26 protein-coding genes are annotated in these 25233 nt (G+C 66.2%); 10 read left to right on the top strand and 16 right to left on the bottom strand.

The annotated features are described in order from the left end of the window. Positions 1-44 precede the first annotated feature (44 nt). Genes ASC78_RS20360 through ASC78_RS20350 form a run of 3 tightly spaced genes read right to left on the bottom strand, consistent with a single transcriptional unit; the run spans position 45 to position 2740 of the window. Positions 45-1028, bottom strand: a complete 984-nt coding sequence (locus tag ASC78_RS20360) for a 2-hydroxyacid dehydrogenase (protein ID WP_055805370.1) — start codon at positions 1026-1028, stop codon at positions 45-47. A gap of 2 nt (positions 1029-1030) precedes the next feature. Further along, complete coding sequence (locus ASC78_RS20355; protein WP_055805367.1) at positions 1031-1984, bottom strand: sugar kinase; 954 nt, start codon at positions 1982-1984, stop codon at positions 1031-1033. A gap of 12 nt (positions 1985-1996) precedes the next feature. Beyond that, positions 1997-2740 (bottom strand): sugar phosphate isomerase/epimerase family protein, encoded by a 744-nt coding sequence (locus tag ASC78_RS20350; RefSeq protein WP_055805364.1) that lies wholly within the window; start codon positions 2738-2740, stop codon positions 1997-1999. Between the two features lie 265 nt (positions 2741-3005). On the opposite strand from ASC78_RS20350, the gene ASC78_RS20345 reads away from it, so the two are divergent. Together ASC78_RS20345 and ASC78_RS20340 are read left to right on the top strand one after the other, a co-directional pair. Next, positions 3006-4610, top strand: coding sequence for a hypothetical protein (locus tag ASC78_RS20345; protein WP_443082740.1), 1605 nt, complete (start codon positions 3006-3008; stop codon positions 4608-4610). 54 nt (positions 4611-4664) lie between these two features. Next, positions 4665-5402, top strand: a complete 738-nt coding sequence (locus ASC78_RS20340; RefSeq protein ID WP_055805357.1) for a metallophosphoesterase family protein — start codon at positions 4665-4667, stop codon at positions 5400-5402. A 6-nt stretch (positions 5403-5408) separates the two neighbouring features. On the opposite strand, the gene ASC78_RS20335 is transcribed toward ASC78_RS20340, so the two are convergent. Both ASC78_RS20335 and ASC78_RS20330 read right to left on the bottom strand, forming a co-directional pair. Further along, a complete protein-coding gene (locus ASC78_RS20335) occupies positions 5409-5945 on the bottom strand; it encodes a cysteine hydrolase family protein (RefSeq protein WP_055805354.1) in 537 nt (178 codons plus the stop codon). 67 nt (positions 5946-6012) lie between these two features. Then, entirely contained in the window at positions 6013-7605 is a 1593-nt protein-coding gene (locus tag ASC78_RS20330) for an esterase/lipase family protein (protein WP_055805351.1), read from the bottom strand. Between the two features lie 204 nt (positions 7606-7809). Between ASC78_RS20330 and ASC78_RS20325 the strand changes: the two genes are divergently transcribed. Further along, positions 7810-8931 carry an MBL fold metallo-hydrolase gene (locus tag ASC78_RS20325; protein WP_055805348.1) on the top strand — a complete coding sequence of 374 codons (1122 nt, stop codon included), beginning with the start codon at positions 7810-7812 and terminating at the stop codon, positions 8929-8931. 16 nt (positions 8932-8947) lie between these two features. Here the strand turns inward: ASC78_RS20325 and ASC78_RS20320 are convergent, their stop codons facing one another. The 4 genes from ASC78_RS20320 to ASC78_RS20305 all read right to left on the bottom strand — a co-directional run bounded on the left by ASC78_RS20320 (position 8948) and on the right by ASC78_RS20305 (position 14535). Next, on the bottom strand, positions 8948-9136 hold the full coding sequence (locus ASC78_RS20320; protein ID WP_055805346.1) for a hypothetical protein: 189 nt from the start codon (positions 9134-9136) through the stop codon (positions 8948-8950). Beyond that, positions 9136-11529: a DNA topoisomerase IV subunit A gene (gene parC, locus ASC78_RS20315; RefSeq protein WP_055805343.1), complete on the bottom strand. Its 2394-nt coding sequence runs from the start codon at positions 11527-11529 to the stop codon at positions 9136-9138. Before parC ends, ASC78_RS20320 begins: the two co-directional genes overlap by 1 nt. 91 nt (positions 11530-11620) lie before the next feature. Then, positions 11621-12511 (bottom strand): lytic transglycosylase domain-containing protein, encoded by an 891-nt coding sequence (locus tag ASC78_RS20310; RefSeq protein WP_055805716.1) that lies wholly within the window; start codon positions 12509-12511, stop codon positions 11621-11623. A 26-nt stretch (positions 12512-12537) separates the two neighbouring features. Next, on the bottom strand, positions 12538-14535 hold the full coding sequence (locus ASC78_RS20305) for a DNA topoisomerase IV subunit B (protein WP_055805340.1): 1998 nt from the start codon (positions 14533-14535) through the stop codon (positions 12538-12540). A gap of 209 nt (positions 14536-14744) precedes the next feature. On the opposite strand from ASC78_RS20305, the gene ASC78_RS20300 reads away from it, so the two are divergent. From ASC78_RS20300 to ASC78_RS20280, 6 genes are all read left to right on the top strand, one after another. Beyond that, positions 14745-15968, top strand: a complete 1224-nt coding sequence (locus tag ASC78_RS20300) for an MFS transporter (RefSeq protein ID WP_055805713.1) — start codon at positions 14745-14747, stop codon at positions 15966-15968. 21 nt (positions 15969-15989) lie between these two features. After that, complete coding sequence (locus tag ASC78_RS27740) at positions 15990-16130, top strand: hypothetical protein (RefSeq protein ID WP_200934340.1); 141 nt, start codon at positions 15990-15992, stop codon at positions 16128-16130. Positions 16131-16135: 5 nt separating this feature from the next. Further along, the gene (locus tag ASC78_RS20295; protein ID WP_055805336.1) at positions 16136-16705 is read left to right on the top strand and encodes a class I SAM-dependent methyltransferase; all 570 of its coding nucleotides are present in this window, start codon (positions 16136-16138) and stop codon (positions 16703-16705) included. 45 nt (positions 16706-16750) lie between these two features. After that, positions 16751-17674, top strand: a complete 924-nt coding sequence (gene dapA / locus ASC78_RS20290; protein ID WP_443082739.1) for a 4-hydroxy-tetrahydrodipicolinate synthase — start codon at positions 16751-16753, stop codon at positions 17672-17674. A 147-nt stretch (positions 17675-17821) separates the two neighbouring features. Continuing rightward, on the top strand, positions 17822-18913 hold the full coding sequence (gene bamC, locus ASC78_RS20285; protein WP_055805333.1) for an outer membrane protein assembly factor BamC: 1092 nt from the start codon (positions 17822-17824) through the stop codon (positions 18911-18913). Between the two features lie 5 nt (positions 18914-18918). After that, the gene (locus ASC78_RS20280) at positions 18919-19695 is read left to right on the top strand and encodes an MBL fold metallo-hydrolase (RefSeq protein WP_055805328.1); all 777 of its coding nucleotides are present in this window, start codon (positions 18919-18921) and stop codon (positions 19693-19695) included. A 97-nt stretch (positions 19696-19792) separates the two neighbouring features. On the opposite strand, the gene ASC78_RS28090 is transcribed toward ASC78_RS20280, so the two are convergent. From ASC78_RS28090 to ASC78_RS20265, 3 genes are all read right to left on the bottom strand, one after another. Then, positions 19793-20059 (bottom strand): hypothetical protein, encoded by a 267-nt coding sequence (locus tag ASC78_RS28090; RefSeq protein WP_055805325.1) that lies wholly within the window; start codon positions 20057-20059, stop codon positions 19793-19795. A 93-nt stretch (positions 20060-20152) separates the two neighbouring features. Then, complete coding sequence (locus ASC78_RS20270) at positions 20153-20668, bottom strand: hypothetical protein (protein WP_082517606.1); 516 nt, start codon at positions 20666-20668, stop codon at positions 20153-20155. Next, entirely contained in the window at positions 20658-21800 is a 1143-nt protein-coding gene (locus ASC78_RS20265) for a JmjC domain-containing protein (protein ID WP_055805322.1), read from the bottom strand. The genes ASC78_RS20270 and ASC78_RS20265 overlap by 11 nt, the downstream gene beginning before the upstream one ends. Positions 21801-21814: 14 nt before the next feature. Here ASC78_RS20265 and ASC78_RS20260 point away from each other — a divergent pair, with 14 nt between their 5' ends. Then, on the top strand, positions 21815-22339 hold the full coding sequence (locus tag ASC78_RS20260) for an FKBP-type peptidyl-prolyl cis-trans isomerase (protein ID WP_055805319.1): 525 nt from the start codon (positions 21815-21817) through the stop codon (positions 22337-22339). 89 nt (positions 22340-22428) lie between these two features. Here ASC78_RS20260 and ASC78_RS20255 read toward each other — a convergent pair whose 3' ends face one another. From ASC78_RS20255 to coaBC, 4 genes are all read right to left on the bottom strand, one after another. After that, the gene (locus tag ASC78_RS20255; RefSeq protein WP_055805316.1) at positions 22429-22929 is read right to left on the bottom strand and encodes a glycine zipper 2TM domain-containing protein; all 501 of its coding nucleotides are present in this window, start codon (positions 22927-22929) and stop codon (positions 22429-22431) included. A gap of 161 nt (positions 22930-23090) precedes the next feature. Then, positions 23091-23537, bottom strand: coding sequence for a dUTP diphosphatase (gene dut / locus ASC78_RS20250; protein ID WP_055805315.1), 447 nt, complete (start codon positions 23535-23537; stop codon positions 23091-23093). A gap of 2 nt (positions 23538-23539) precedes the next feature. After that, positions 23540-23989, bottom strand: coding sequence for a hypothetical protein (locus tag ASC78_RS20245; protein WP_055805314.1), 450 nt, complete (start codon positions 23987-23989; stop codon positions 23540-23542). Continuing rightward, positions 23989-25212, bottom strand: coding sequence for a bifunctional phosphopantothenoylcysteine decarboxylase/phosphopantothenate--cysteine ligase CoaBC (gene coaBC / locus ASC78_RS20240; RefSeq protein WP_055805309.1), 1224 nt, complete (start codon positions 25210-25212; stop codon positions 23989-23991). The genes ASC78_RS20245 and coaBC overlap by 1 nt, the downstream gene beginning before the upstream one ends. Between the last annotated feature and the right edge of the window lie 21 nt (positions 25213-25233).

Here is a 25233-nt window from a genome sequence, read left to right as displayed (position 1 = left end):
TCTCGCTCCCTCTCCCCSWGGGGAGAGGGAGCAAGACACCGTGGTCACGCAGCCGCCGTGTCGTACGGTGCCGTCGGCTTCTCGCCGGCCAATACCTGCAGCAAGTTGGTGGTTGCCAATTCCGCCATGGCGTGCCGCGTCTCGTGCGTGGCCGAGCCGATGTGCGGCAGCGGCGTCACGCGCGGATGGGTGCGCAAGGGCGAATCGGCGGGCAGCGGTTCTTTCGCGAACACGTCGAGGCCCGCGGCGCGCAGCGTGCCGTGGTCGAGTGCGTGGAGCAAGGCGGCTTCGTTCACCGTGGCGCCGCGGCCGCCGTTGATGAACGCCGCTCCGGGCTTCATACGCGCGAAGAAGGCGGCGTCGATCATGCCGCGCGTCGCGTCGGTCAACGGCAGCATCGCCAGCACGATGTCCGAACGCGCGAGCAGTTCGTCGAGCGGTGTGTGCGTGGCGCGGCCCTGCAGTTCGGGCGCCTGCGCGGCCAAATCGACCGGCCTCCGCGAGTGATAGAGCACCGGCATGCCGAAGCCCAGAGCCCCGCGGCGCGCCACGGCTTGGCCGATACGCCCGAAGCCGAGAATGCCCAGCGTCTTGCCATGCACGTCGGTGCCGAAAAGGTCGTCGTCGATGTTCTTCGTCCAGCGGCCTTCGCGCACCAGGTTCGAAAGCTCGACCACGCGCCGCTGCGTGGCCATGAGAATCGCGAACACCGTGTCGGCCACCGTTTCGGTCAGTACGTCGGGCGTGTGGCACAGCACGACGCCGCGCTTGTGCAGTTCCGCGAGCGCGTAGTTGTCGACGCCGACCGATATGCTCGAAATTACCTCGAGCGCGGGAGCCGCGTCGAGCAGCGCGGCATCGACCGTGTGGCTCGCGCCGATGAGCCCGTTCGCCGTGCGCAACGCGGCGGCGAAGGCCTCCGGCTCCTTGCGCGGATCGGCTACGGTCACATGGTGCGCGGCCTCAAGGCGCGCCAGTTGGTCCTCAGGCAAGGGCCGAAAGACAAGCACGTTCTTTTTTGTCGTCATGGTCAGAGTCCTGCTTCTTCAAGTTCGGCGCGCGTCGGCAAGCCTTCCGTGTCGCCCAGAACCTGCACGGCGCGCGCGCCGATCCAGGCACCGCGGCGCACGGCGTCGGGCACGCTCTTGCCTTCGAGCAATGCGCTCACCACGCCGGCCGCAAAGCCATCGCCCGCGCCCACCGTGTCGATCACTTCCTTCACCGGAAAGCCATCGACGCGACCGGTGCCGGCCACGTCGCTGTCGTAGTAGGCGCCTTCGGCACCGAGCTTGACCACCACCAGCTTCGCGCCGCGCTCACGGTAGAAGCGCGCCACGTCTTCAGGCCTGGTGTGGCCCGTGAGCAGCAGGCCTTCCTCGATGCCAGGCAGCACCCAGTCGGCGCGCGAGGCCAGCTCGTTGACCCAGTGGCGCATCGTTTCGGTGGAAGACCACAGCGTAGGCCGCAGGTTGGTGTCAAACGAGATCGTACGGCCGGCCGCGCGCATCACGTCCATGCTCTTGAGCGCAGCCTGCAGGCTGGTGTCCGAGATGGCTGCGAATACGCCGGTGGCATGCAGGTGCCGCGCCGAACGCAGCCAGGCTTCATCGACGTCGGCCGGACCCATCTGGCTGGCGGCCGAGCCCTTGCGGTGGTACTCGACGGGCGGGTCGCTGCCATCGGTGACACGGCCCTTGAACTGGAAACCCGTGCGCTGCGCCGGATCGCAGATGACGTGCGAGCAGTCGATGCCTTCGGCCTTCATCGCTGCGATGAGGTAGCGCCCCATCGAATCCGTCCCGAGCCGGCTGGCCCAAGCCACCTTGAGGCCCAGACGCGAAAGGCCGATGGCCACGTTGGTCTCGGCACCGGCCGTGCGCTTGTGGAACGCCTGTGCGTCCTCCAGCGGACCGGGCCGGTCGGCCACCAGCAGCAGCATGGCCTCCCCGAACAGGGCGACGTCGAAAGCGGTGGGTTCTCTCATGTTGGGTTCTGCCTACGCCCGTGCGGCGCGGATGAAGTCGATTTGCGTGCGCGTGGCGGCCAGCAGGTCGTCGCCGACCAGGGGGTATTCGATGGCGTGCGGCACATCGGCGGGCAGCGCACGCAGCACGGCGCGCCATGGCGCGGCGGAGTCACCCAGCGGCACCGCCACCCACTTGTGCGGCAGGCGCTGCACGCCCTTGCAGTGCACATAGCGCACGCGGCGGCCCAGCGCCTCTGCGGCCTGCAGGGGACATTCGCCAACCCAGTGCCAGTTGCCCATGTCGAAGGTCAGGCCCAGCGCCACGCCAGCGCGGTCGGCCGCATCGAAGAAAGCTTGCAGCGCGGGCAGCGTGCCGGCGCGCACGGTCTGGTCGTTCTCGATCAGCAGCTCGACGCGCGTATCGGCGAGCTGCACCTTCAGGCCCCAGAGCGAGCCGTGCGAGGACGCACGAAAGTCGCCGATCGACATCTTGAGCCGCTTCGCGCCCAGCCGGGTTGCGGCGGCAATGCCGCGCCCAAGTGCGGCGCTGTCGAGCCAGCCGCCTTCGGCCCAGAGCCCCTCGGGGCTCGAATACACCGAGGCCAGGCCGGCCAGCGAAGGCAGCTCGGCCTCGGGGTTTCGCAACATTTCGCCGCGCACCTCGACCGATTCGGCACCTGCCTCCAATGCCATCTGCGCGCACCAGAGCTGACCATGCCGGCCCACTTCGGCCGCTCCGAAGGACGACAGGGAAATCAAAAGCTGGAAAGACATCAGGGCACCTGGTGGGAACGGCAAACACGGCGTCGACGCGCGCATGCCTCGAAAGCAATGCATGCAGCTTATTTGAAACCGGTTTCATAACCACCAAGGGATTTCCCTAGGTCGCCCGTTCACGAGCCCTTCTGCCTACACTCGCGCGATGCTGAATACACCCGAGGTTCCCGTTCGCGCAGATGCAGGCGCATTTCCTTCGGGCGCTTCCGCCGCCCCAGCAGTGCAGCATTTCAGGCAGGCCCTGCTTTGGCCTTTGCGACTGATGCCGGCTCCGGACGACAAGCCCTCGCACCACGGCCCTTGGCATGTGCTGCGCGAGATGGGCGATGCCTCGCCGTGGCGCGAAGAGATCGACGAATACACCGGCGACAGCGGCCGCTTTCACGAGCGGCACTACAACGAGTTCGTGAGCTTCCTGCCCTATGTGCAGCGCTTTCTCTACGGCGAGGGACGTTCCGGGAGCAAGGGCGGCCATGCAGACGGCAACGACGGCAATTCGCCGATGCGCATCTTCCGCCGCCACGACATTGCGGCGGTGCGCGTGGTGGCGCAGGCCGGCGATGCGCCCATCACGCTCGACGTGGTGCATTGCGACCTGTATTTCTTCTTCGACATCGACGTGGTGATGCTCAACCTCGAAGTCGGCGTGGACAACCTGAGCCTCGCGCAGGCGCAAGACCTGCTTTACCGTTTCGGCCGCGCGTATCCGGCTGGCTGGAACGCCGAGGGCGGCGCGCTGCATTGCATGGCCAGTGTCGAATGGCTGGCGCCCGACGGCAGCGTGCTCGCGCGTTCGGATGCGCAGCAACGCGAAGCTTTTCTTTCGCACGTGGCCCAACACCGCGCGCCGCGCATCTCGGCCCACTGGGCCTACCTGATGCGGCCGCTGGTGAGCGACCATTCCGACGACCCTGGCGTGCTGCGCTTCCGCCAGATCGAGTACTACCGCATGCCGGTGATGGCCTACCTTTCGCTCGACGATCCCAAACGCCTCTCGCGCAACGACTTCATCCGGCTCGGGCTGGTGACGGGCGCGGCCGAGGCCGATGCGGCGCAGCAGGCGCACCTGCCCTACGCCGACCAGCATCTTGCCGACTTCGAGAAGCGCTATTGCTATGACCGCTTCTGGGTCGACGCGGGCGCGGCGCCGAACACGCGCTATCTTTGCAACGGCCACGCGCTGGTCGTGGTGGGCGATGCGCGCTCCGAGTTCTTCTGCTGCCGCGACCGCGGCGTGCTCGCGCAGTTCAGGCACCAGCACTTCCTGCTGTTCCTCATCGCGCATTTCCAGAAGGCTTCGCTCCTGATGTTCTCGGACCAGTTGGTGGAGGCCCTCAAGCGGCTCGACATCCGCAGCACGCCGAGCGTGAAGCAGTTCAAGCGCGCCATTCGCGCGAGCTTCGAGCGCTTTCTGCGCTTCACGCACCGCTACTGGTTCCACGAGATCTCGGAGCAGTCGCAGGTGCGGGCGCTCTCCCACATGTGCACAGCGCATCTCGGGCTCGATCCGCTCTACGACGAGGTCAAGGCGCGCATCGCCGACATGAACACCTACCTTGACGCCGACAGCCTGCGCAGGCAAGCGAGCACCGTGGTACGTCTCACGGTGGTCACGCTGTTCGGCCTGATCGGCACCGTGACGACAGGCTTTCTCGGCATGAACCTCCTCGCCGAGGCCGACGCGCCGCTGTGGCGCAAGGTGATCTCGTTCGGCGTTGTGTTCGGGTTCACAACCTGGCTGACCATCTACACCATGGTGAAGTCGCAGCGGCTTTCCGACTTCATCGATGCGCTCTCGAACGACCGGCTGAGCTTCAAAGGCAAGCTGGCGGCGCTGGCGCGGGTGTGGCGGCCGGGCTCGGACTAAGATCGCGCCCCTCTCACCTCCCTCCTCCCTCCGTTGCCTGCACAGGGTTTGCGAATGCGCATTGCGATCGTCTCCGACATTCATGGAAATCTTCCTGCACTGAAGGCCGTGGTCAAGGACATCCGCCGCCGCGGCGTGGACGCCATCGTCAACCTGGGCGACAGCCTCTCGGGTCCGCTGATGCCGCTGGAGACTGCGCAGTTCCTGATGGCCCAGGACTGGGTTCATCTTGCCGGGAACCATGAGCGCCAGCTTCTTACCCTGCCGTCCGGCCGGCGAGGACCTTCGGACGAGTTTGCGCATTCGCGGCTCGGCGAGAAGGAGTTCGAATGGATGGCATCTCTAGGGCCGAGCCTTCGCTTCAGTCCTGAAGTCGTGCTTTGCCATGGCACGCCAGCGAGCGATCTCGAGTACTTTCTGGAGACCGTCGAGCCCTCGAACTTCCGGGCGGCAACCATGCCGGAAATCGACGCGCGGCTCGGCAAGGTCGATGCAGAGCTGATCGCGTGCGGTCACACGCATGTGCCGCGCGTGGCACGCGCTTCCAGCGGGCAGCTGATCGTCAATCCGGGGAGCGTCGGCCTGCCAGCGTATGACGATATCCATCCCTACCCGCACGCTGTCGAAACAGGTTCGCCGGATGCGCGCTATGCCATCGTCGAGCGTTCGGCAGGCGCCTGGATCTCCACGCTCATTGCCGTGCCGTATGACCACGCGGCCATGGCTGCACTGGCTCTGGAGCACGCGCGTCCGGACTGGGCCTGCGCGCTCTCCACCGGGCGCATGCCGTAGCGGCGCTCACTCGCCGAACGTAATCTTCGCGCTGTCGACCGCGCGGATCGGCACGCCAAAGCTCGTGATGTCCGGCAGCGTGGCGTTGTGGTGTGCGCGAATGAAAGCGCCCGTGGCGTGCGGCTTGTCGTGCGAGGTGTGCGCGTCGGCCGCGAGCGTGACCTCGTAGCCCAGCCCGGCGGCACGGCGCACAGTGGTATCCACGCAAAACTCCGACGAGTAGCCGCAGATCACCACGCGCTGCACCCCTTGCCCGGTCAGCCAGGCCTCGAGCGGCGTGCGCAGGAACGAGTCAGGCGTCGTTTTACGGATCTTCGTGTCGCCCGCATCGACGTGCAGCGCATCGGCCAGCTGCCAGCGCTCGGAATCGAATTCCAGGTCGACGGCGTTCTCATGCTGGATAAAGGCCACCGGCACGCCCGCGGCGCGCGCCCGTTCGGTGAGCGCATTGATTCGCTGCACGACTTCGCCGGCCTCGTGAGGGCGAGGCGGATCGTCGCAGAGGCCACGCTGCATGTCGATGACGAGAACGGCAGTTTTCATGATGGATGGAAAGCAGGACCTTGGATGGCCGAGTATGGCCCCGCGAGCCCGCTTTCGGGGTCCCGTTTCAGCTCCAGGCGCTCACTTCGAGCCGCACCTTGCCGCTGATGCCGGGGGCCGCCGGTGCCGCGCCCAGGCTGGAAAGCGGCACGATGAACTGCAGCTTGCCGTTGGCCAGCTGCTTCGGGCTGATCGGAAGCGACGCCTGCCCCGCGGTGTCGGTCTGCCAGCCGTACTTGACGTTCCAGTTCTGCGCCGAATCGTCCGCCCGAGGTGGCGCGATCTCGACCACCAGCGTGTCGCGGAACAGCGAACTGCCTTCGTAGTGGCCGTCGAGCCAGAACTTCTTGTTCACCTGGTAGTCGGGCACGCGGACGCCCAGCGTCATGGCGTAGGCCAGCGTCGGCCGGTCCTGCTTCACGCGCGCCTTGTTGGCCAGGAACACGGTCGAGAGATAGACCGAGCGGCGCTCCGGCTTTTCCGGGTCGGTCAGCTCCTTGTGCGTGCGGCAGGCGGGCGAGTCTTCCTCGGCCACACGGCGGCTCAGGTACCAGCGCTTGCCGCGCGGCGAGGCGAGCAGTTCGACCTGGTAGAGCGCATCGACGTCGGCATCCTTGGGCAGGTCGGGCGGCAGAGTCACGCCGTCGACGTCGAACCAGAGATCGACGCGCACGTCTCCGAACAAAAAGCGCACGAGGTTCTGGTAGGCCTCCTCGGAATTGACGATGCCGAAGTAGCCCGAGTGCGAACGAAACGCGTAGGCAGTGGCCACGGGCTTGCTGCGCTTGGCCTCGTCGATGGACCAGAGCGAGGCGTTCTCGATGCGCACCAGCCCATCGCTGCCGTGGCCCGCGAACATGCGCGAAAGACCCTTGGCAGCCTCGTAGTCGCCGCGGTTGGAGCCCACCATGCAGAAGATGCGCTCGGCCGGGAAGGCGGAGGCCGGCAGGTAGTCCATGCGGCCGTCGATCGGTGCCGTGTCCAGGAACTCCGACATCCTCTCGCGGTTGAAGGTGTTCATCTCGTTGGCCGTGAGCCAGGCCGGCACGTTGACGCCGCCCATGTCGATACCGTTGTGCGGCGTGGCATAGGTGAACACCTTGTCGACGCAGGCCCGCGCCGCCGCATCGCCGAGCGCCGGGTTCTGCAGGAAGGCCCGCACCACCAGCCCGCCCATCGAATGCGCCACCAGGTAGCAGCGGAAGTCCGCGGGCGAGAAGGCGTCACCCTCCCGCTGCGCCACCAGATCGCGCACGCGAAGGATCAGCTTGCTCAAGCCCTGCGCATAGATCTTCACGTCGCGCGACTTGCCATCGCCAAGCAACTCGGAGCCGCTGTCGTAGTAGCGGTAGATCACGATGGATGCAGCCGGAATGCCGTCCACGTCCTTGCCGGTTTCGTCGGGGGAGGGCTTCCAGTCGTTATCGAGAATGTCCAAGCCGTTCTGGTAGACGCTCTGGTACTGGTAGTCGGCAAGGAGCCGTACCACCGGAGATTCGAAGACGAACTTCTGCGCAGGTGCCTCCTTCTTCACCGTTGCGCGGTACACGGTGGAGCCCACGTTGAAGCCGCAGAACGGATCAGCGGCGGTGTCGTCGCGCTCGGCTTCGGTCATGGCGTAGCCGCGCACGTAGATGATGGGATAGCGGTTGCTGCTCATGGTGTGTGCGCCTTTTCGTAGTCCGCGAAACTTGGCGCTTCGCAGTGTGCCGGGCCATGCCGCTGCCATCCATAGAACGCATGGCATACGACAGGTGGCGTGCGGCGGGAATGCCCCTTTGCGCCGAATGTTTCTGCCGTTGAAACCATTCGGCGCGGCGCCCGGGCTAAGCTCGCGCCGCAAAACCCGACCACACCCGAGCCCATGAACGAAGACGCCCGCCCCGCGAATCTCCTCCAGCGCAGCTTTCGCCGCTGTGGCACCTTGCTGCTCGCGGCCAGTTGCACGCTGGTGGCCGCCTGCACCAGCAACAGTGGATGCGGAGCACGCTACGACGCATCGCCGCAGTTCAAGGGCTGCACCTTTCAAAATCTGCCGAACCCGGAAGTCAAGCCCTCCGCCAGCGCATGGCGCATCTGGTCGCGCTTCATCGTCGGCAGCAAGATCGACACCGTGCCGGTCGATCCGATTCCGGTGCGCATGCTGAGTACCGCCGACCTGGACGCGCTCGACAACAAAGCCAACCACGTGGTGCGGCTCGGCCATTCGTCACACCTGCTCAAGCTGCAGGGCAAATACTGGCTGATCGACCCTGTGTTCAGCGAACGTGCCTCGCCGTTCAGCTTCGCCGGGCCCAAGCGCTTCCACAAGCCGCCGCTCAAGCTCGAGCAGCTGCCGCCAATCGAAGGCCTGATCCTTTCCCACGATCACTACGACCACCTCGACGTGGCCACCATCGAGTACCTGGCGCAGCGCGTGAAGCACTACTTCGTGCCGCTGGGGGTGCGTGCGCGGATTGTGGCCATGGGCGTGCCCGCGGAGCGCGTGACCGAGCTCGACTGGTGGCAAGGCGGCGAACACGATGGCGTGAAGCTCACCGCCACGCCGGCGCAGCACTTCTCGGGCCGCACGCTGACCGATCGCGACCGCACGCTGTGGGCCTCATGGGTGGTGCAAAGCGGCGACCAGCGCATCTTCTACAGCGGCGACTCGGGCTATTTCCCGGGCTTCAAGCAGATCGGCGAGCGCTTCGGCGGCTTCGACCTGGCGCTGATGGAAAACGGCGCCTACGACGCCTACTGGCCCGCGGTGCACATGACGCCCGAGCAGAGCGTGCAGGCCTTCGAAGACCTGCGCGGCAAGGTGCTCTATTCGGTGCACAACAGCACTTTCGACCTCGCCTTCCACACTTGGCACGATCCGCTCGATCGCATCGCGGACCTGTCGGAAGCCAAGAAGATCGAACTGGCGACGCCGGTGATCGGCGAAGTGCTGACGGTGGGCAAGGCGCGCACCAACGAGCGCTGGTGGCAGGGCCTGCACTGAGGCCTGCAACAGCCCTCTAGTTGCGTTCCTTGCGCTCGCGCGCCCGGCGCTGCTGCCGGGTTTCGTTGGCCTGCGCCGCGATACGGTCCTTCTCGCGCTGCTTGGCCCCGCGCTTCATGCGCATGCGGCGGCCGAACCAGAAGCTGGCAAGGCCGGTGACCACCGCAATGAAGAGGCCGATGACGCTGATGTCGATGCCGCCCATCACAGCACCCGCACGATGCTGGCCGGCTTGAAGCCGAGGTCGGCCGCCTTGCCCTTGCGCGCGCGGCTGCCGCGTGCGTTGTTGAGCGTGCGGATCTCCAGCATCTCGTCACGCTCCTTGCCGCCGCGGCCGATACCTTCGATCTTCACGCTGCGCGTGTAGGCCGCGGCGCCCGCCAGCGTGTCCTTCGCTTCCAGGTCGATCAGCGTGAGGCCGCGGCCGCCCTTGGGCAGGCTCTTGAGCTCGGTGATGTCGAAGGTCAGGATGCGGCCGCCGGTCGAGGCGCAGGCCACGTGCGTGGCCGCCGGCATCGGCTCCGCGCCGCTCGCGCCGCCCACCAGCGAGGGCCGGCAGAGCTGCTCGCCCTCGCCCACGTCGATGAAGGCCTTGCCGCCGCGCTGGCGCGACATCATGTTCTCGACGGTGGCGATGAAGCCGTAGCCGCCGGTGTTGGCCAGCAGCACGCTCGCGCCCATCGGGCCTGCGAAGAAGTGCGTGACGTGCGTGCCGGCATCGAGTTCGATGAGCGTCGTCACGGGTTGGCCGTCGCCGCGCGCGCCTGGGAGTGACGCCACGGGCACCGTGTAGACGCGCACAGATTTGTCCTTGGCGCTACCGAAGACCAGCAGCGTGTCGACGCTGCGGCACTCGAAGGCGCCGTAAAGCGCATCGCCGGACTTGAAGCTGTATTCGGGCGCTGCCGAGCCGTTGGTGCCGTTCTTCTCGCTTGCCCAGCCCTTCTGCGCGCGGACCCAGCCCTTCTGCGAGACGATGACGGTGACGGGCTCGTCGACCACCTTGACTTCGGCCACGGCGCGCTTCTCGGCCTGGATCAGCGTGCGGCGCGGGTCTTCGAAGGTCTTGGCGTCGGCCTCGATCTCCTTCACCAGCAGGCGGCGCAGCGCGGTCGGGCTGCCGAGGATGTCTTCGAGCTTTTTCTGATCTTCGCGCAGGCCTTTCAGCTCCTGCTCGATCTTGATGGCCTCGAGTCGCGCGAGTTGGCGCAGGCGGATTTCAAGGATGTCCTCGGCTTGGCGTTCGCTGAGATTGAAGCGCGCGATGAGTGCGACCTTCGGGTCCTCGGCCGCGCGGATGATCGCAATCACCTCGTCGATGTTGAGCAGCACCAGCTGCCGGCCCTCGAGGATGTGGATGCGCTCCAGCACCTTGTTGAGCCGATGCCGCGAGCGCTTTTCAACCGTGATCTCGCGGAACGCGATCCACTCGTTGAGCATCTGGCGCAGCGACTTCTGCGTGGGCTTGCCGTCGATGCCCACCATCGTGAGGTTGATCGACGACGAGGTTTCGAGCGAGGTCTGCGCGAGCAGCGTCGTGATGAATTCTTCCTGGCTGATGCGCGAGGTCTTGGGCTCGAACACCAGGCGCACCGCGGCGTCCTTGCTGGATTCGTCGCGCACCACGTCGAGCACCGAGAGCATCGCGGCCTTCAGCTGGGTCTGGTCGGCTGAGAGCGCCTTCTTGCCGGCCTTGACCTTGGGGTTGGTGATTTCCTCGATCTCTTCGAGCACCTTCTGCGTGCTGACGCCGGGCGGCAGTTCGTTGACCACGAGCTGCCATTGGCCGCGCGCAAGGTCCTCGATCTTCCAGCGCGCGCGCACCTTGAGGGAGCCGCGGCCGGTGCGGTAGGCGTCGGCGATGTCGGCCGGGCCACTGATGATCTGGGCGCCGCCGGGGTAGTCGGGCCCGGGCACGATCTGCAGCAGCTCCTCGTCGCTGAGCTTGCCGTTCGCCTTGATCAGTGCCACGCAGGCATCGGCAATCTCGCGCAGGTTGTGGCTCGGGATTTCGGTGGCCAGACCGACTGCGATGCCGCTGGCGCCATTGAGCAGCGTGAACGGCAGGCGCGCGGGCAAGAGGCGCGGTTCTTCGGTGCTGCCGTCGTAGTTGGGAATGAAATCGACCGTGCCTTCGTCGATCTCGTCGAGCAGCAGGCTGGTGATGCGCGCAAGGCGCGCCTCGGTGTAGCGCATGGCCGCGGCGCCGTCGCCGTCGCGGCTGCCGAAGTTGCCCTGGCCGTCGACCAGCGGGTAGCGCTGCGAAAAATCCTGCGCCATGCGCACCAGCGCGTCATAGGCCGCCTGGTCGCTGTGCGGATGGAAGCGGCCGAGCACGTCGCCCACCACGCGCGCGCTCTTGACGGGCTTGGCACCCACGGTGCCGTTGGCGCCGCCAAAGCCCAGGCCCATGCGCGACATCGAATAGAGGATGCGCCGCTGCACCGGCTTCTGGCCGTCGGACACGTCGGGCAGCGCGCGGCCCTTGACCACGCTGAGCGCGTATTCGAGATAGGCAGTTTGTGCGTAGTCGGCCAGCGTGAGGGTGGTGTCGCCGTCGGTGGGACCCTGGAGATCGAGCGGAGGTTGGGAGTCCATGGAGAAGAGAAAAAGAAAAACAGTTGTCGGGCCGTGCGCCTTTTATGCGCTCAACCCAGTGATCGGCGACGAAAGCGCGGATGCGGCATGTTCAGGACAGCGGTACTTCCGCCGCGCCGTCCGATACCGTCGGCTGCTCGGGCATTTCGGGCATGGTCGGCATGCCGGTGGGTGAATCGGGCGGCAGGTTGCCACGGCCAAGAGCGCCGCCCTTCGGCACCGTGAGCTCCATGCGGATGCGTCCCGGCGCCTTGCCGCCGCGCGCGCTGCTGCCGCCTCCACCCCCTAGCGCCGCCGACGGCTTGAGGTAGGCATACAGCTGTAGCACCGTCTGCACGTAGTTCTGCGTTTCCTTGTAATTAGGAATCTTGTTGCCTGCACGCTGCACGGCACCCTCGCCCGCGTTGTAGGCGGCCAGCGCCAGTTCGATCTGGCCCGGGAACATGGCGATCAGGTCTCGCAGGTAGCGCGAGCCGGCGGCGATGTTGATGCGCGGATCGAACAGCTTCTTTTCGATGCTGCTGCGCTTGTCCGCCGAGACGCCGTAGCGCTGCGCCGTGCCCGGCATCAGCTGCATGAGCCCCATCGCGCCCTTGGGCGAAACAGCCTGCGCGTCGAAGCCCGACTCGGTGGCGATCAGCGCCTGCAGCAATTCGTAGTCGATCGAATGCTTGTCCGCCGCATCGCGCAGCGCGGCCTTCGCGGTCTTGTAGCTGGGCGAGGCTTCGAAAAGAGCGAGCAGGGTCTGCGACGCTTGCGGCACCTTCCCATCGAGCTTGCGCCCGCCACGTCCGAACGGTGCCACGCCCTGCGAGGTGTCGAAGCTCTGGCCGCGGCGAAAGAAGATCTGGTAGCGCTCGTCGATCTTTTCGGCTGCGAAATGGGCCACGCCCTTGCTGTCGACGTAGCCGTAGATGTCAGCGGCGTGCGCAAGCCCGTGCTGCGTGCAGAGCAGCAGCAAGGCCAGGAACAACGGACGCATGAAATCTGAAATTTTCACGAGGGTGATCAAACATCGATGTCGACATCGTCGGCGCGCAGTTCCATCAACTCGCGCCGAGCCGCTGCCTCGCCCTTGCCCATGAGCTTGGTGATCTCCCCTTGGGTGGACGTGAAGTCGAAGCGCCCCAGCTGCACCTTCATCAGGCGCCGGGTGTCCGGATTGAGCGTGGTTTCCCACAATTGTTCCGCGCTCATTTCACCCAGGCCCTTGAAGCGGCTGATGCTCCAGGCGCCTTCTCGCACGCCGTCCTTGCGCAGTTTATCCAGGGTGGCGGTCAGTTCGCCCTCGTCGAGGGCATAGACCTTGGAAGCCGGTTTCTTGCCGCGCGCCGGGGCGTCCACGCGAAAAAGTGGCGGCTTTGCGACATACACGTGGCCGGCTTCGATGAGTTTCGGAAAGTGCCGGAAGAACAGCGTGAGCAGCAGCACCTGGATGTGCGAGCCATCCACGTCAGCATCGGAGAGGATGCAGATCTTGCCGTAGCGCAGGCCGCTCATATCGGGCGAGTCGTTGGGGCCGTGCGGATCGACGCCCACGGCCACCGAGATGTCGTGGATTTCGGTGTTGGCAAAGAGCCGGTCGCGCTCGACTTCCCAGGTGTTCAGTACCTTGCCGCGCAGCGGCAGGATGGCCTGGCTTTCCTTGTCGCGGCCCATCTTGGCGCTGCCGCCGGCCGAGTCGCCCTCGACCAGGAAGACTTCGTTGTGGCTGATGTCCTTGCTCTCGCAATCGGTCAGCTTGCCGGGCAGCACGGCCACGCCGGAGCCCTTGCGCTTCTCGACCTTCTGTCCGGCGCGCTGGCGCGTCTGCGCGGCCTTGATGGCCAGTTCGGCGAGCTTCTTGCCGTAGTCGACGTGCTGGTTGAGCCACAGTTCGAGCGCTGGGCGCACGAAGCTCGACACCAGCCGCACCGCATCGCGCGAGTTGAGCCGTTCCTTGATCTGGCCCTGGAACTGCGGGTCGAGCACCTTGGCGCTCAGCACGTACGAGGCGCGCGCGAACACGTCTTCGGGCAAGAGCTTCACGCCCTTGGGCAGCAGCGAGTGCAGTTCGATGAAACCCTTCACCGCCGTGAAGAGGCCGTCGCGCAGGCCGCTTTCATGCGTGCCGCCCGCGCTGGTGGGGATCAGGTTGACGTAGCTCTCGCGCACTGGCTGGCCGTCTTCGGTGAAGGCCACGCACCAGTCGGCGCCCTCGCCTTCGGCGAAGTTGTCAGCGTTCTTGTCGGCATGGCCGCTGCCTTCGAACAGCGGAATCACCGGGTCGCCGCTGAGCGTCTGCATCAGGTAGTCGCTCAGGCCGCCCTTGTAGAGCCACTGCTGCGTTTCCTTGGTCTTCTCGACCGTGAGCGTGACGCTCACGCCCGGCATCAGCACGGCCTTGCTGCGCAGCAAGTGCGTGAGCTCGCTCATGGGCAGCGCGGCGGTCTCGAAGTACTTGGCGTCGGGCCAGGCGCGCACGGTGGTGCCCTGACGGCGCTCGCCGGCTTCGAGCTTGCGGATTTCGAGCGCCTCGATCACGTCGCCGGCACTGAAAGCCAGCTTGGCCACCGAGCCTTCGCGGTGCGAGACGACCTCGAGCCGCTTGGAAAGCGCATTGGTGACCGACACGCCCACGCCGTGCAGGCCGCCCGAGAAGCTGTAGGCGCCGCCCGAGCCCTTGTCGAACTTGCCGCCCGCGTGCAGTCGGGTGAACACCAGCTCGACCACCGGCGCTTTTTCTTCGGGGTGCAGGCCGAACGGAATGCCGCGGCCATCGTCTTCGATGCTCACCGAGCCGTCGGTGTGCAGGGTGACCTTGATCTTCTTGCCGTAGCCTGCCAGCGCCTCGTCGGCGGCGTTGTCGAGCACTTCCTGGATGATGTGCAGCGGGTTGTCGGTCCGGGTGTACATGCCCGGGCGCTGCTTCACGGGCTCCAGGCCCTTGAGCACGCGGATGGAACCTTCCGAATAGCCCGAGGACGCGGACGATGGGCTGGGGGGAGTCTTGAGGGGAGTCGCCATGGGGGCGGATTGTAGTCAGTCGAATCCAAATGACTGGATACCCATACAGCAGCATCGTCCGACCGCAGCTCCATGCCATCGAATTTCGACGGCGGTCGCAACTTCCGTTCGCTTTGATGCCTGGAGCGCATCAAAGCACCCGCCATAAATCATCAATGGCTTGGGGCCCCTTCGACTGCCAAGGGATGCAAGTCGCTACATTCGACGCCATGCAAGCCTCCGCCCCCACTCTCTCGGTCAAGCAAGTGCTGATCTGCGGCGCCATGATCGTCACGCTTTCGATGGGCATTCGCCACGGCTTCGGCCTGTGGCTGCAGCCGATCACGCAGGCGCAGGACTGGACGCGTCAGACCTTCTCGTTTGCGCTGGCAGTCCAGAACCTCTCGTGGGGCATCTTCGGCGTGTTCGCAGGCATGGTGGCCGATCGCTTCGGGGCCTTCCGGGTCCTGATCGCGGGCACGGCGTTCTATGCGTTGGGCCTGCTGGGCATGGCGTATTCGCCCACGCCACTCTTGTTCACGCTGAGCGCTGGCGTGCTGATCGGCGCGGCGCAGGCGGGCACCACCTATGCCGTTGTCTACGGCGTTATCGGGCGTCAGATTCCGGCCGAACGCCGCTCATGGGCCATGGGCGTGGCAGCGGCGGCGGGGTCGTTCGGCCAGTTCCTGATGGCCCCCATCGAGGGCCGGTTGATCGGCACTCTTGGCTGGCAGACCGCCTTGGCGGTGGTGGCGGTGCTGGCGCTGGTGATCGTGCCGCTGGCCTTCGGCCTGCGCGAACCGCAGCGCGGGGCGCTGGCCGGGCACCGGGACCAATCGGTGCTGCAGGCGGTGGGCGAGGCCTTCCGCTACCCAAGCTTCGGCCTGCTGATGGCCGGGTATTTCGTCTGCGGCTTCCAGCTGGCGTTCATCGGCATCCACATGCCCACCTACCTGCGCGACCAGCGCCTGGCGGCCGACGTGGCGGGCTATGCGCTGGCGCTGATCGGGCTATTCAACGTGTTCGGCACCTATACGGTGGGGCTGCTGGGGCAGAAGCTGGCCAAGCGCAAGATCCTGGCGGCCATCTACCTTGCGCGGGCGGTATCGATCGTGCTGTTCCTGCTGGTGCCGATTTCGCCGCTCAGCGTGTATGTGTTTTCTGCGGCGATGGGCTTTCTCTGGCTTTCGACCGTGCCCGCCACCAATGCGATCATCGCGGGCATCTTTGGGGTGTCGCACTTGTCGATGCTCAGCGGCTTCGTGTTCCTGAGCCACCAGGTGGGATCGTTCATCGGCGTCTGGCTCGGCGGCTATCTGTACGACACCACCGGGAGCTACGACATCGTCTGGTACATCGCCATTGCCCTGGGCGTGTTCGCGGCGCTGATCAACCTGCCGGTCAAGGAAAGCGCCATTGCGCGCGGCGCCCAGCCGGCCGCGGTGCCGGGCTGACGACAGAGAATGGACCGATACATGACTTCGCAGTTGCGCCACCGCCTCGTGCACGCCGGCTCGCTCGCCGCGGCGCTGGCGGTGCTGGGCGGCGTTTTCGCGCTCTACGTTCACCCGAGCTTTCTCGTGACGCTGGTCGACCAGGTCTGGTCCTGCTTCTGATCGCCATGAAAGACATGGCAAACCCGCACGCCGGACTGGCGCCCTCGGAATGGATCGTGAAGTGGTCGCACCTGCTCGCGCCCGGCGCCACGGTGCTCGACGTGGCCTGCGGCCAGGGGCGGCACATGCAATGGTTCGAGGGACGCGGACATCCGGTCACCGGCGTCGATCGCTCACCGGAGGCCACCCAGGCCGCAAGTGCCTACGGCCGCACCCTGACCGCCGACATCGAGTCCGGCCCCTGGCCCTTCGCCGGCCAGACTTTCGGCGCGGTGGTCGTCACCAATTACCTGTGGAGGCCGCGCATGGCGGACATCGTGGCCGCGGTCGCGCCCGGCAGCGTGCTGCTCTACGAAACCTTTGCCGCCGGTAACGAAAGCGTGGGCAAGCCCTCGCGTCCGGACTTCCTGCTGCAGCCGGGCGAACTGCTGGCAGCCTGCCGGGAACTGCGGGTGGTGGCCTATGAAGACGGCTTTCTGGACGAGCCGCCGCGCTTCGTCCAGCGCATTGCCGCCGTACGTGCCGGCGAGGCCGATCCGGCCCAGCCCCCACGCCTTCAGCTGCGAGGAAACTGACCCTGCCGGAGGGCCGGTTTCCGCCGAACCCGGAGTAAGTAGAATCTGCGCTTTCGTCCACCGACAGAGAGATTCCCCTTGGAGCAACTGACAGGCAGCATCGTCGCTCTCGTCACGCCGATGCACGACGACGGCAGTGTCGACTATCCCGCCCTGCGCCGGCTGATCGATTGGCACATCGACGAAGGCACCGATTGCCTCGGCGTGGTCGGCACCACCGGCGAATCGCCCACGGTCGACGTGGAAGAGCATTGCGAAATCATCCGCGTGGCGGTCGAGCAGGCCAAGGGCCGCGTGCCCGTGATGGCCGGCTGCGGCGCCAACTCGACCAAGGAAGCCATCGAGCTCGCCCGCTTCGCCAAGGGCGTGGGCGCCGACTCGCAGCTGCAGGTCGTGCCCTACTACAACAAGCCGACGCAAGAAGGCCAGTACCAGCACTTCAAGGCCATTGCCGAAGCCGTGGGCGACCTGCCCACCGTGCTGTACAACGTGCCCGGCCGCACCGTAGCCGATATGGCGCACGACACCGTGCTGCGCCTTGCGCAGGTGCCGGGCATCATCGGCATCAAGGAAGCCACCGGCAACATCGAGCGCGCGCAGTGGCTCATCCGCGACCTTCCCAAGAACTTTGCCGTGTATTCCGGCGACGACCCGACCGCCGTGGCCCTCATGCTCTGCGGCGGCCAGGGCAACATCAGCGTCACGGCCAACATTGCGCCACGCAAGATGCATGAGCTGTGTGTTGCGGCCATTGCAGGCGACGTGCGGCGCGCCATGGAGATCCAGTTCGAGCTCATGCCGCTGCATCGTCATCTTTTCGTCGAGCCCAACCCGATCCCGCTCAAGTGGGCCATGTCCAGGCTCGGCCTGTGCGGGGGCACGCTGCGGCTGCCGCTTACCGAACTGGCCGAATCGAACCGCCCCGTGGTCGAGGCCGCCCTGCGTGCCACCGGCCTGCTCAAGGGCTGAGCCGGTCCGCCGCTCCCATACACCTCCCGTACTTCTTTTTCGCCTACCGCATCAAGGTCAAGCAACCTTTTGCCCGAACCGTGCTCAGAGAGTGCGGGCAATGCGGCCCCTAGATTGACCGAACCCATTCCAACAAGGAAGACGACGTTGAAGAACCTTTCGCACATCTCGCGATTCGCACTGCTGGCAATCGTTGTCAGCCTCGCCGCCTGCTCCGTCCTCGAGAGCGACAAGATCGATTACAAGAGCGCCGGCAAGGCCCCGACGCTCGAAGTTCCGCCCGACCTGTCGCAGCTTTCGCGCGAAAACCGCTATGCGGTGCCAGGCGGCTCGGTCACGGCCAACGCCTACCAGGCCGGCGTGGCCAACGCGCCAGGCATTCCAACCGCGGTGGCCAACATCGGCGACGTGCGCATGGAGCGCTCGGGCACGCAGCGCTGGATCGTGATCAACCGCTCGCCCGACCAGCTTTGGGACCCGGTGAAAGACTTCTGGCAGGAAAGCGGCTTCCTCCTGACCACCGAGCAGCGCAACCTCGGCATCATGGAAACCGATTGGGCGGAGAACCGCGCCAAGCTGCCGCAGGACATCATCCGCGGCACGCTGGGCAAGCTGGTCGATTCGGTCTACTCGACCGGCGAACTCGACCGCTTCCGTACCCGCCTGGAGCGCACGCCCACCGGCACCGAGATCTTCATCAGCCACCGGGGCATGCAGGAGGTCTACAACAACAGCCGCCAGGACCAGACCGTGTGGCAGCCCCGCCCGAGCGATCCTGAACTCGAAACCGAATTCCTGCGCCGCCTGATGGTCAAGCTCGGCGTCTCGCAAGAGCAGTCGAAGATCCTGGCCGCCACCACCGCGCCGACCAAGACCGCCACTGTCGCCACCGTGAGCGGCCAGCCTGTGGTCCAAATCAGCGAAGGCTTCGACCGCGCATGGCGCCGCGTGGGCCTGGCACTCGACCGCACCGGCTTCACCGTGGAAGACCGCGACCGCACCGCCGGCATCTACTACGTGCGCTACGTGACGCCGAACCCGGACAAGAAGGAACCTGGCTTCTTCGGCAAGCTGTTCAGCAGCTCCAGCAAGAACGAGGCGCCGATCAAGTTCCGCATCCTCGTGAAGGGCGGCCAGGGCGAAAGCACCACCGTATCGGTCCTGAACGAATCCGGCGCGCCCGAAACCTCGGCCAACGCACAGCGCATCGTCCAGGTCATTGCCGACGACCTGAAGTAAGCCGCATGCTCCGCTTCCGAAGCCTCGGCAGCGGCAGCACGGGCAACGCCGCGCTGGTCGAAGCGACCAGCGGCGGGCGAACCTCGCGGCTCCTGATCGACTGCGGCTTCGGTTTGAAGCAGCTCGATCTGCGGCTTGCCAAGGCGGGCCTCATGGCCGGCGACATCGACGCGATCTTCGTCACCCACGAACACGGCGACCACATCGGCTGCGCCCATTCGCTGTCGCGGCGCAGCCGCATTCCCGTCTGGATGAGCGAAGGCACCTGGCTTGCCACGGGCGGGCGGGATTTCGAAGGCCGGCTCAACCTCGCGCGGGACGATTCGGAGTTTGCGGTCGGCGACATCGCGGTGCGGCCCTTTACCGTGCCGCACGATGCGCGCGAGCCGCTGCAGCTTCGCTGCTCCGACGGCGCCCGCACCCTGGGCGTGCTCACCGATCTAGGCCATGCCACGGCCCATGTGCTTTCCAGGCTCAGCGGCGTGCACGCGCTGCTGCTCGAGTTCAACCACGACAGCGATCTGCTGGCCAACTCGGCCTATCCGGCATTTCTCAAGTTGCGCGTGGGCGGCAAGCATGGCCACCTATCGAACACGGCGGCCGCGGACATTGCACGCGCGGTGCGCCACGACGGCCTGCGCCATGTGGTCGCGGCGCATCTGAGTGAACAGAACAACCGTCCTGAGATCGTGCGGCGCCTGATGGCCGACGCCCTTGGCGGGCACGAGGCCGAAATGCTCACGGCCAGTGCGTCGGAAGGGTCGCCCTGGCTGGACGTCTGAGGGCGCGGCCCGCCCTGCTTCTTCCGAGCACCATGCAAAAAGCCGCCCGAGGGCGGCTTTTTGCCGAGGCGCATGAAACGCCTCAAGCTGAACTTGCTTACTGCTTGGGCGCTTCGTTCTTCTTGGCAGCCTCGGTCGCGGCATTGGCTGCATCCAGGGCCGCCGAGGCGCTCGGCGACGGTGCCGTGGCCGCGGAATCGGTCGACGGCGCCGGTGTCACCACAACCGCCGGAGGCGCAGGCTCGGTCACCGGAGCGGGCGGAGGGGTCACAACGACCGGCGCGACTTCCTCTTTCTTTCCGCAAGCCACGAGTGCGGCGGCGGCGATCAACGAAGCGAGCAGGACGGATGACGACTTTTTCATGGAAACTCCTTTGGCGATGGATATCTGAACGAAAAAATTCTAGACCCGCATTACCGCTGGTTGATGTCTCGCAGCCTCATTCGCGGCATTGGCTTACAAGCCCAGGGTCGATGCTGGAAACGCCGGCCGCCCCGCCCGCCACGACTCATCAATGGTTTCGCGAAGTTCGCGCCGCGCACGCGGATCGAAGCCGCACACGCCGCGGCTGCGCTCGGGATCGGCACGGTGGGCAAACCACTCGGGCGTCCAGATGGCGCTCGGCACGCCCGGGCTGCCCGCTGCCGGCCGGACCGCCCTGCATTCAATGATGTGGTCCCACATGCGCCGCCACGGCACGAGGCGCGTGTGGGCACGCTCGATGACGTCGAAGCGCTGCGCCAGCAGAACAAAGCGGCGGCCAGTGGCCGACCAAGCTTGGAGCGCCTGGATGCTGGCGCGCTCGCCCAGCGGCCAATCGGCAAAGTCGGGGTCGCTGAGAACCAGTTCTTGCCAGCCCTGCCGCGCCGCGTTCTCGAGCGCCGCGCGCACGATGCCGTCGAAGGCCTCGCGGCCATCGAAGCGGCCTTCGGGCAAGGCGGGCTCCACAGGCACCGGCGTGTCACTCGGCATGCACCCACCCCGCTTCGCACCACTCGGCCAACAGCGCGAGCGCGCCCTCGCTCGCGCGCGAGAGCTCGCGCGGACCCAGCGCGCGCCGGTCGGCCAGCCGCCGCATCAGCGTGGCATCGGCCCCGCCCGCGCGAAAGCTCTCGCCGTTGATGTACAGGTGCCGCGCGTCGTAAAGCATGCGCGTACGCCGATCGAGCACCACGCGGATCAACGCATCCGGCGCCTCGGTGCCTTCGCCGAACCAGACATTGGCCTTGGGCTCCGTGAGCGATTCGCCTAAGGCACGGTCGATCGCGTCGGGGTCGCGCAGTGCGGCATCGACGGCCTTGCGCGCAAAGGCCTGCAACGCGGCCGGCATGGCGGCTGGCGCGTCGACCGCGGGCTGCGACGGATCGCGATAGCGCGCCAGCTCGGCCGGGCCCGCATCTTCGAGCGCTTCCGAATAGGCCTGCGCCATGCGGGACAACAGGTCGGCGCCAAGCTCGCCCACCGCCGACGACCGCAGGCCGATGGAGCAAGTCATGCAGTCGTCGCCGACTGCAACGCCGTCATGCGCATAACGCGGCGGCAGATAGAGCATGTCGCCCGGCTCGAGCACAAAGCTTTGCTCAGGCTCGAAATGCTCGAGGATCTTGAGGGGCACGCCTTGCTGAAGGCGCAGGTCGCTCTGCTTGCCGATCGACCAGCGCCGCGTGCCCTGCGCCTGCAGCAGAAACACGTCGTAGCTGTCGAAATGCGCGCCCACGCCGCCCTGATCGCTCGCGTAGCTGATCATCAGGTCGTCAAGCCGTGCGTCGGGCAGAAAGCGGAACTGCTGCAGCAATGCATTCACACCATCGTGATGCAGGTCGACGCCCTGCACCAGCAGGGTCCATGCGGGCTGCTTCAACGGCGGCAGCGCACGCCGCGCGAGCGGCCCGTGCTTGAGCGTCCAGCCGGCCTTGCCATGGCGTATGAGGCGCGATTCCACGTCCTCACGCTCGGCCAGGGCAAACAGCGCGCTCCGATCGATCGGTGGCACCATGGCGGGAATGGCCTGGCGCACCAGCAACGGTTTTTTCTGCCAATACCGCCGCATGAACTGCGCGGCGCTCAGGCCGCCGAGCAACGGCAGCGGGTGTGTAGTCTCCATGGGAGAATTCTGCAATGGAAATCTCTGAACAATGCGTGGTCGGCCTGACCTGGACGATGAAAGACACTCTGGGCGAAGTGTTGGACGTGCTCGACGAACCGGTGGAATTCATGGTGGGGGGCGATGACCTCTTCGACGTGATCGAAGCCGCCCTGCAGGGCCACGAGCCCGGTGCGCGGGTGCAATTGCAGCTCGAGCCCGAGCAGGGCTTCGGCGACTTCAACGACCAACTGCTCTTTCTCGAGCCGCGCTCGCTGTTTCCCGAAGGGACCGAGGAAGGCATGACCTTCGACGGCGCCGCCCTGCCCCAGGGCGTGAGCGACGCCATGCCCAAGGACGTGATCTACACCGTGGCCGAAATTTACCCGGAGCACCTGGTGCTCGACGGCAATCATCCGCTCGCGGGCATTGCGATCCGGCTCGACATCACGGTGCGCTCGGTGCGCGAGGCCACGGAAGAAGAAGTCGGCAGCGGCACGGCGGGCACGGCCTTTTTCAAGGTGCCTCCAACGGCGCCGGGCAACGATCTGCTGCACTGACAGAAAGGCGGGCATACCGCTGCAGCGGGCAACAAAAAGCCGGGCACTGCCCGGCTTTTTGTTGCCCGCGAAAACCGCTGGAAGGTGGGTTACATGCGCGAGATCTGCCCGTTGTCGATGCGGACGCGGTCGCCGATGCGCAGGTCGCCCGGGTGCTGCACGTCGAAGGCCCGATAGCCGCCGCGGTCGGTTTGCACGGAGATGCGATAGCTCTCGTAGGCGCGGGGGCCGTTGCGCTGTGCCTCGATGGTATTGCCCAGGAGCGCACCACCCACGATGCCCAGGGCGGTGGCCGCGGCGCGGCCGCTGCCGTGACCGAACTGGTTGCCCACCACGCCTCCGACGACACCACCCGCCACGGCGCCGCCGCCGGTGGTGCCGGTGCCACCGGTCTCGCTGCGCAGCACTTCGATGTTGGCGACGTGGCCGTATTCGACGTAAGCCGCTTCCTGGTACGGCACGGCCTGTGGCGGCGCCTGGTAGGGGTAGCGCGTGGTCTGGTAGACCGGCGCGGGAGCGACGCAGGCCGTGAGCGTGGCAATCGCCAGCGCGGAAGCGCCGATGGATATGAAGCGCGTTGAAATTTTCATATTGAAGGCTCCTCGAGAATTGGGGTGCATGGAAATGCACCAAGCCTGTGTCTAACGCCTTTCCCACAACAGGGATGACGCCTGACACACACCGAAACGTAGGAGCACGCCGCGAACTGCACGGTTCCGATCTTTACCGGCCCGATACGCGGGCAAACCGGTCAGTGCTTGCCGGTAGACCCGTAGCCGCCTTCGCCGCGTTGCGAAGCTGCAAATTCTGTGACGACGCGAAACTGCGCCTGCACCACGGGCACGATGACGAGCTGCGCGAGCCGTTCCATCGGTTGAAGCACGAAGGGAGTGTCACTGCGGTTCCAGGCACTGATCTTCAGTTCGCCCTGGTAGTCGCTGTCGATCAGGCCCACGAGGTTGCCCAGCACGATGCCGTGCTTGTGGCCGAGGCCCGAGCGCGGAAGGATGAGCGCTGCAAAGGCCGGATCGGCCAAATGGATCGCGATGCCGGTGCCCACGAGCTGCCAGCCGTTGGGCTCCAGTGTGATCGGTGCATCGAGGCACGCCCTGAGATCGAGCCCTGCGCTGCCGGGGGTGGCATAGGCAGGCAATTGATCCACCATGCGTGGGTCGAGGATACGGACGTCTACTTTCACTTCTACTTGCCTTGCTTCTGTTGCTGTTCTTTTTGCTTGCGGGCGGCTTCCTCGAGCACCTGCTGCCACTTGGCGACACCGGGTGAAAGCTTCAGGCCCTTCAACTTGCTTGCGAGCCAGAGGGCCGCACCAGCCAGGAACACCAGCACAACGGTGGACACGCCGGCCGACCACAGCGCGAGCAGAACCAGCACGCCCACAACGCCCATGATCTTGAGCGCCGCCGGCGGGATCGCCCCAACACCCGGCGCCGAGGTGTCGCCGTTCGAGGATTCGCGCCGCTGCGCCGCTGCCGCTGCCGCGCCCTGCGCGCCCGGTGCAGGCGTCATGCCCACGTCCAGCCCATGGTCGCCTTCATGGGCCGCCCGCTTGGGCAATGCGGCCTGGGCCGAAAGACGCTCCACGTAGCTGGCGAAATCGCCATTGGGCGGTGTGTTCCATTGGGGATTCATCAGACCCTCCAGTCCGGCAGGCGTGCGGCAATCTCGGTCATGAGTTCGCGCGCCAAGGTGAGCTTGGGCGCACGCGGCAACTCGCGCGTGCTCTTTGCGTCCACGAGGAGCAACGCATTGTCGTCCTGGCCGAATGTCAGCGGGCCGATGTTTCCGACCAGGAGCGGAATTCCCTTGCGCTCCCGCTTGGCCTTGGCGTGTTCGACGAGGTTCTCGCTCTCGGCCGCGAAGCCCACGCAGAACAGCTTGCCCGCCTGCGCGCGCTCGCTTTTCGCCACGGCCAGCAGGATGTCGGGGTTCTCGACGAAGCTGAGCGCCGGCGTCTTGCCGCTGCCATCCTTCTTGATTTTTTGTTCGCTGTGCGTTGCGGGCCGCCAGTCCGCCACGGCTGCCGTCGCTATGAAAATGCTAGCAGACCGCGCTGCCCGCAGCGTCGCTTCGAGCATGTCCTCGGCCGAAAGTACGTCGATGCGACTGACGCCGCGCGGCGTGGGCAGGTGCACCGGGCCGGCCACCAGCGTCACTTCGGCGCCGGCCTCGCGGGCAGCGCGCGCAATGGCAAAACCCATCTTGCCGGATGAATGGTTGGTGATGCCGCGGATTGGATCGAGTGGCTCGAAGGTGGGCCCTGCGGTCACCAGCAGCTTGTGCCCCGCAAGCAGCTTTGGTGCGAAGAAGGCCGTGATGTCCTCGAGCAGCTGTGCCGGCTCCAGCATGCGCCCGTCGCCGGTCTCGCCACAGGCCTGCCAGCCGCTGCCCACGCCCAGCACCGTGGCGCCGTCGGCCGCCACTTGCATCAGGTTGCGCTGGGTGGCGGGATGTGCCCACATCTCGCGATTCATGGCCGGTGCGATCAAGAGCGGCACGCGGTCGATCGGACGCGCCAGGCACATCAGGCTCAGCAACTCATCCGCCCTTCCCTGCACCAGCCGAGCGATGAAGTCGGCGCTGCACGGCGCGAGCACGATGGCATCGGCTTCGCGGCTCAGGTTGATGTGCGGCATGTTGTTGGGCTCGCGCGCGTCCCACTGCGAGGTGTAGACCGTACGCCCCGACAGCGCCTGCATCGTGACCGGCGTGATGAACTGCTCGGCCGCCTCGGTCATCACGACCTGCACCGTGCCGCCGGCCTTCACGATGAGGCGGCACAACTCGGCCGATTTGTAGCAGGCGATACCCCCAGTGAGGCCCAGGACGATGTGTTTGCCGGCGAGATCTTGCATAGCGCAGAAGTGTAATGACAC

It is taken from the genome of Variovorax sp. Root318D1, assembly GCF_001424835.1.
Classification (GTDB): Bacteria; Pseudomonadota; Gammaproteobacteria; order Burkholderiales; family Burkholderiaceae_C; genus Variovorax.
The sequence above is the reverse complement of the archived record's forward strand: the minus strand, read 5'-3'. Positions and strand labels throughout refer to the sequence as shown.